Annotated in this window: 4 protein-coding genes; 3 read left to right on the forward strand and 1 reads right to left on the reverse strand. The window is 69.5% G+C overall.

Annotated elements, in window-relative coordinates:
- Positions 1-388 (reverse strand): hypothetical protein (locus AAC997_RS03125; protein WP_340644242.1); only part of this gene is annotated, 388 nt, incomplete at its 3' end.
- Between the two features lie 157 nt (positions 389-545).
- Between AAC997_RS03125 and AAC997_RS03130 the strand changes: the two genes are divergently transcribed.
- The 3 genes from AAC997_RS03130 (at position 546) to AAC997_RS03140 (ending at position 5,109) form a co-directional block, all read left to right on the forward strand.
- The gene (locus AAC997_RS03130) at positions 546-1,892 is read left to right on the forward strand and encodes an MFS transporter (protein ID WP_340644243.1); all 1,347 of its coding nucleotides are present in this window, start codon (positions 546-548) and stop codon (positions 1,890-1,892) included.
- Positions 1,893-1,971: 79 nt separating this feature from the next.
- On the forward strand, positions 1,972-4,395 hold the full coding sequence (locus AAC997_RS03135) for a hypothetical protein (RefSeq protein ID WP_340644244.1): 2,424 nt from the start codon (positions 1,972-1,974) through the stop codon (positions 4,393-4,395).
- Between the two features lie 84 nt (positions 4,396-4,479).
- Entirely contained in the window at positions 4,480-5,109 is a 630-nt protein-coding gene (locus AAC997_RS03140) for a TetR/AcrR family transcriptional regulator (protein ID WP_340644245.1), read from the forward strand.
- The last annotated feature ends 151 nt before the right edge of the window (positions 5,110-5,260 follow it).

The following is a 5,260-nucleotide window of genomic DNA, read 5'->3' on the forward strand; positions in this document are numbered from 1 at the left end:
TGTACTTGTCGAAGCTGGCGACGAAATCGGCCTGGCTCATGCCGCTGGCCTTGCCGCCGTCGCCCCACAGGGCCCAGGCCTGCGCGTACTTCTTCTCGCCGATCAGGGCGAAATAGACCTGCACCACATCGGCCGCGCCCTGGGCGCTCTGCGGGGTGAAGGGGGCCTCGGAGATCGGCGTGCGGTCGTCGGCCAGCCCCGCCGGCGTGCCCGGCGCAGGCGCTTCCACCGGGACGTAGGACTCTTCGGCCGGAACCGGGACCGGCGCAGGCGCCTCCGGGAGCGAGGCGGGAAACTGAGCGGGCGGGGTTGAGGGCGCCTGCTGATTGCAGGCGGCCAGCGCTAGGGCGCAGGCGCCGGCGGCGAGGAGGAGACGGGAAACGGCCATGGGAATCCTTGCGGTGAGTCCGCAGCGACAACGCGCGAGGCGGCAAAGGGGTGCGTCACTTCGAGGCGTCCATGGCCGACCCGTCAAGCGGCGGTGGCGCATAGCCCGCAACTGAGCCAATCTGACGCCAACGATAAAAAGTCAGGGAGCCCCGACCATGGTCGACGCCGTCGCGCCCACCGCGCTCGCCGCCGAGGAACCAGCCCCCTTCGACGCCAGATACCGCGCCTTCGCCCTCGCCATCCTGCTGGGGGCCTACATCCTGTCCTTCCTGGACCGGCAGGTGGTCTCGATCCTGGCCGAGCCCATCAAGAAGGACCTCGGCCTCGCCGACTGGCAGCTTGGCATGCTGACGGGCCTGGCGTTCGCGCTTTTCTACACCACCCTGGGCATCCCGATCGCGCGGCTGGCCGAGCGGTTCTCCCGGCCCTGGATCATCGCCGGCTGCATGGCGCTGTGGAGCGGGTTCACCGTGCTCAGCGGGCGGGCCCAGACCTTCCCGCAGATGCTGCTCGCCCGCATGGGGGTGGGCTTCGGCGAGGCCGGCTGCAACCCTTGCGCCCACTCCCTGATCGCCGACTATACGCCCAAGGAGAAACGCGCCTCGGCGCTGGCGACCTATTCCCTCGGCATTCCCATCGGCACGCTGCTGGGGCTGGTGATGGGCGGGCTGATCGCCGACGCCTATGGCTGGCGAACCGCCTTCTTCGTGGCCGGTGCGCCGGGCCTGGTCCTGGCCCTGGTGGCGGGCTTCTGTCTGAAGGAGCCGCGCAAGCACCTGGCGGCGATCGCCACGACCCAGGCCGAGGCCGCCCCGCCGCTCTCCACCGCGTTCAGGGTCCTGGCGGGCAAGCCCACCTTCTGGCTGATGGCGGTGGCCGCGGGCCTGATGGCCTTCGTGGGCTATGGCCAGGGCGCCTTCAACGCCGCCTTCTTCCTGCGTCTGCACGGCGATCAGCTCGCCCTGCTGGCCGGGCCCTATGGCCTGAAGTCGGCCGGGTTCCTGGGGCTCGCTCTCGGTCTAATTGGCGGCGCGGCCGGGATCGTCGGCACCCTGCTGGGGGGCTGGTTCGCCGACATCGCCGCCCGCAAGGACGCCCGCGGCTACGCCGTGGTCCCGGCGGCGGCGGCCGTGCTGGCCCTGCCCTCCTACTACTTCATCTACACCGTCGAGGACCCGATGACGGCGCTGTGGCTGACGGTCATTCCCAGCATCCTGGGCTCGCTCTGGTACGGCCCGGTCTTCGCCACGGCCCAGAGCGTGGTGCCGGCCCACACCCGCGCCACCGCCGCGGCCCTGCTGTTGCTGGTGCTGAACCTGATCGGCCTGGGGCTCGGGCCGCTGTTCGTCGGCCTGCTCAGCGACACCCTGGCCACCGCAGCCGGGCTCGGCACGGCCGAGGGCCTGCGCTGGTCCATGGTCCTGACCTCGCTCTTCACCCTGATCGCCGCCGCCATCTTCTGGACGGCGCGCAAGACCATGGTGCGAGACCTGGTGAGTTGAGGCCCCGGAAGCAGCCTGTCCGCGCAAAGACCATGGGCGGTTGATCATCGCTTAAGCGTGACCGTCTAGGATCGCGCTCATGCCGATTTCGTATCTCTCGGCTGCCCAGATCTCCGCCCTCTCGGTGACGGTCCTGCAGCCGCTCTCGACCACGAAGATGCAGCAGCTCACCTCGACCCAGGTGGGCGCTCTCAGCGTGACCGGGATCGAGTCGCTGTCGGTCACCCAGGTCGCGGCCCTCTCGGCCAGCCAGGTCAAGGGCCTGAAGGCCACCCAGATCGCCCATTTCGCAAGCTCGGTGGTGTTCGACACCGCCCAGCTCACCGCGCTGAACGCCTCCCAGCTCGGCGGTCTGAGCTCCAGCCAGCTCGGCGCCCTGGACACCACCCGCCTCGCCGCCCTGGCGGGGACCCAACTGGCGGGACTGTCGGCGACCAAGCTGTCGGGCCTCGACGCCACCCAGATCGGCGCGCTGTCGGCGACCCAGGTGCGGGGTCTGACCACCACCCAGATCAAGGGCCTGACCACCGCCGACATCGATGAGTTCAACCTCACCCAGCTGGGGGGCTTCACCGCCAGCCAGATCGGCGCCCTGGCCACCACCCACCTGGCTCAGTTCGACGCCACCGAGATCGCCTCGCTGTCGGCCACCCAGGTGAAGGGCCTCAACACCCTGCAACTGCGCGACCTCGATTCAGCGACCCTGGGCAAGCTCACCGCCACCCAGGTCGGCGCCCTGTCGGCCAGCCAGGTGGGGGCTATCACCGCCACCAACTTCGCGGCCCTCGCGCCCGAGGCCATCGCGGCCCTGTCGGCGACCCAGATCTCGGGCCTCACCTCGACGGGTTTCTCGGCGTTGGACTCCACCCAGGTCGCAGCCCTGACCACCACCCAGGTCAAGGGCCTCACGATCACCCAGGTACGCGGCCTGGAGAGCGCCGACTTCGACAAGTTCACCTCCGGTCAGATCGGCGCCCTGACCGCCGGCCAGCTCGGCGCGCTCTCCACCACCAACCTGGCCAGCCTGGACGAGACCGAGGTCCGCGGCCTGACCACCACCCAGACGGCGGGCTTCACCGCCACCCAGATGGCCAGCCTGTCGGAAACCGACTTCGCCGAGTTGGCCACGACCCAGATCGCGGCGCTCACCGCCAGCCAGTTGGGCGGCCTGTCGCTGACCAACCTGACCTCGCTCTCGGACACTCAGCTCCGGGCTATCGACCCCGCCCGGATCAAGGGCCTCACAGCCAGCCAACTGAGCGGCCTCGACGCCGCGGACTTCGCGCGGTTCACCCCCACCCAGGTCGTCGCCCTGTCGGCCTCGCAGATCGGCGTCCTGTCGGCCACCAACATCGGCTCGCTGAACGCCACGGTGATCCAGCAGCTCAGCAACACCCAGCTCAAGGGGCTGACCGCCTTCCAGGTCCGGGCGCTCACCGCCACCGATGTGCGCGAGTTCACCGCGACCCAGATCAAGGGCTTCACCCCGGGGCAGTTCGGGTCGCTGTCGGCCACCGCCCTGCCGGCCCTGTTCGACACCCAGTTCGATGGGCTCAGCGCCCAGCAGTTCGGCGGGCTGTCGGCGGCCGGCGTCGCCGCGCTCAACGACACCCAGATCGGCTGGCTCACCACCACCCAGCTTCGCGGCATCAGCGCCACGGCGCTGGGGGACCTGTCCTCCACCGACTTCGGGCGCTTCAGCCCGGCCCAGATCGGCAGCCTGACCGCATCCCAGTTCGCCGGCCTGTCCTCGACGACCCTGGCGGCCCTCGACGCCACCCAGGTGAGCGATCTCGCCACAACCCAGGTCCGGGCGCTGACCGCGACCCAGATCGGCGGGCTGTCGGCCACCGACCTCGACGAATTCAACCTGACCCAGCTCGGCGCCATGTCGGCCGCCCAGATCAACGCCTTCGGCGCCGACAACCTGGCCGCCCTGGACGAGACCCGACTGGGCGCCCTGGGCGCCACCCAGATCGCCGGCCTGACCGCCACCAACTTCTCGGCCCTGACCCAGACCCAGGTGGCAGGTCTCTCACGCACCCAGATCCAGGGCGTCAGCACCGCCAATATTCGCGGCCTCAGCGCCACCGACTTCGGCGAGCTCACCGCCACCCAGCTGGTCGGGCTCTCCGCCGGTCAGCTAGGCGCGCTGTCCACCACCAACCTGTTCGGCCTGTCGGCCACCCAGTTCGGAACCCTGGCGGCGACCCAGATCACGGGCTTGACCGCCACCCAGCTCTCGGCCCTCGACTCCACCCTGTTCGAAAGCTTCACAGCCACCCAGATCGGCGCCCTGCCCGGCGCCCAGATCGGCGCGCTCTCCACCACCCTGATCGGGGGGCTGACCACCACCCAGGTGACCGCCTTCACCGCCACCCAGATCCCCAAGCTGACGGTGACCCAGGTGCGCCAACTGACCTCGACCCTGGTGGCGGCCATGACGCCGGCCCAGGTCAACGCCTTCACCGCCCTCCAAATCCAGAACCTGCCGCCGGCCTGATGTGCGACCCCGACCGCGATTCGAGGCTTGCAGCGTTCGCCCTCCTGTGCCTGAATTGAATTCAGTTCAATTGCGGGGACGACCATGAGCATCCCGAGGATCGGCGCGCCCGAACGGTTGGTCCGCGCGGCCCAGGAGGAGTTGATCGCCAGCCACGGTCTGTTGGAAATGCAGGCGGTCGCCAAGCGGGCCAAGGTCTCGGTCGGGCTGGCCTATCACCACTTCGGATCGAAGGGAGGACTGATCGCCGCCGTGGTGGAGGGCTTCTACAACCGGCTGGAGGCCACGGCGTTCAGCCCGTCGAAGCTGGTGTCTCCGGACTGGGCCGGTCGGGAGAAGGAGCGGATCGCCGCCTATATCGCCTTCCACTACGATCACCCGTTCGCGCCGTTGGTCGTCGGCCCCTTGAGCCGCGCCGCCGAGGTGCTTGATGTGGAACAGGCCTTCACACGCCGACAACTGACGGCAGGCGCCTATAACCTGCGGGCCGGCCAGCGGGCCGGAGTCATTCCCGCCGACCTCGATCCGCGGCTCACCATCGCCCTGCTGATCGGCGGCATCCGTCAGGCGCTGATCGGCGGCCTGACCAGCGGCCATCGCCCGGACCGCGCCGAGCTGACCGACAAGATCTGGGTCTTCGTCTCAGGCGGCCTTCGCCTGCCGATCGCCCCGACCCTCCCAGAAAGGACCCGACACCGTGGCCAATCCGCATGATTTTCATCAGCCGCAGTCCAGCTACAGCCGGGACGACCTGATCCAGTCGGGTCTGGGCGGCTATTTCGGCCCCGGCAACGCGCAACTGCCGGCGCCCCCCATGCTGATGATGGACCGGATCACGCAGCTCAGCCTCGACGGCGGCGAGTTC

It is taken from the genome of Phenylobacterium sp., assembly GCF_037968635.1.
Lineage (GTDB): Bacteria > Pseudomonadota > Alphaproteobacteria > Caulobacterales > Caulobacteraceae > Phenylobacterium.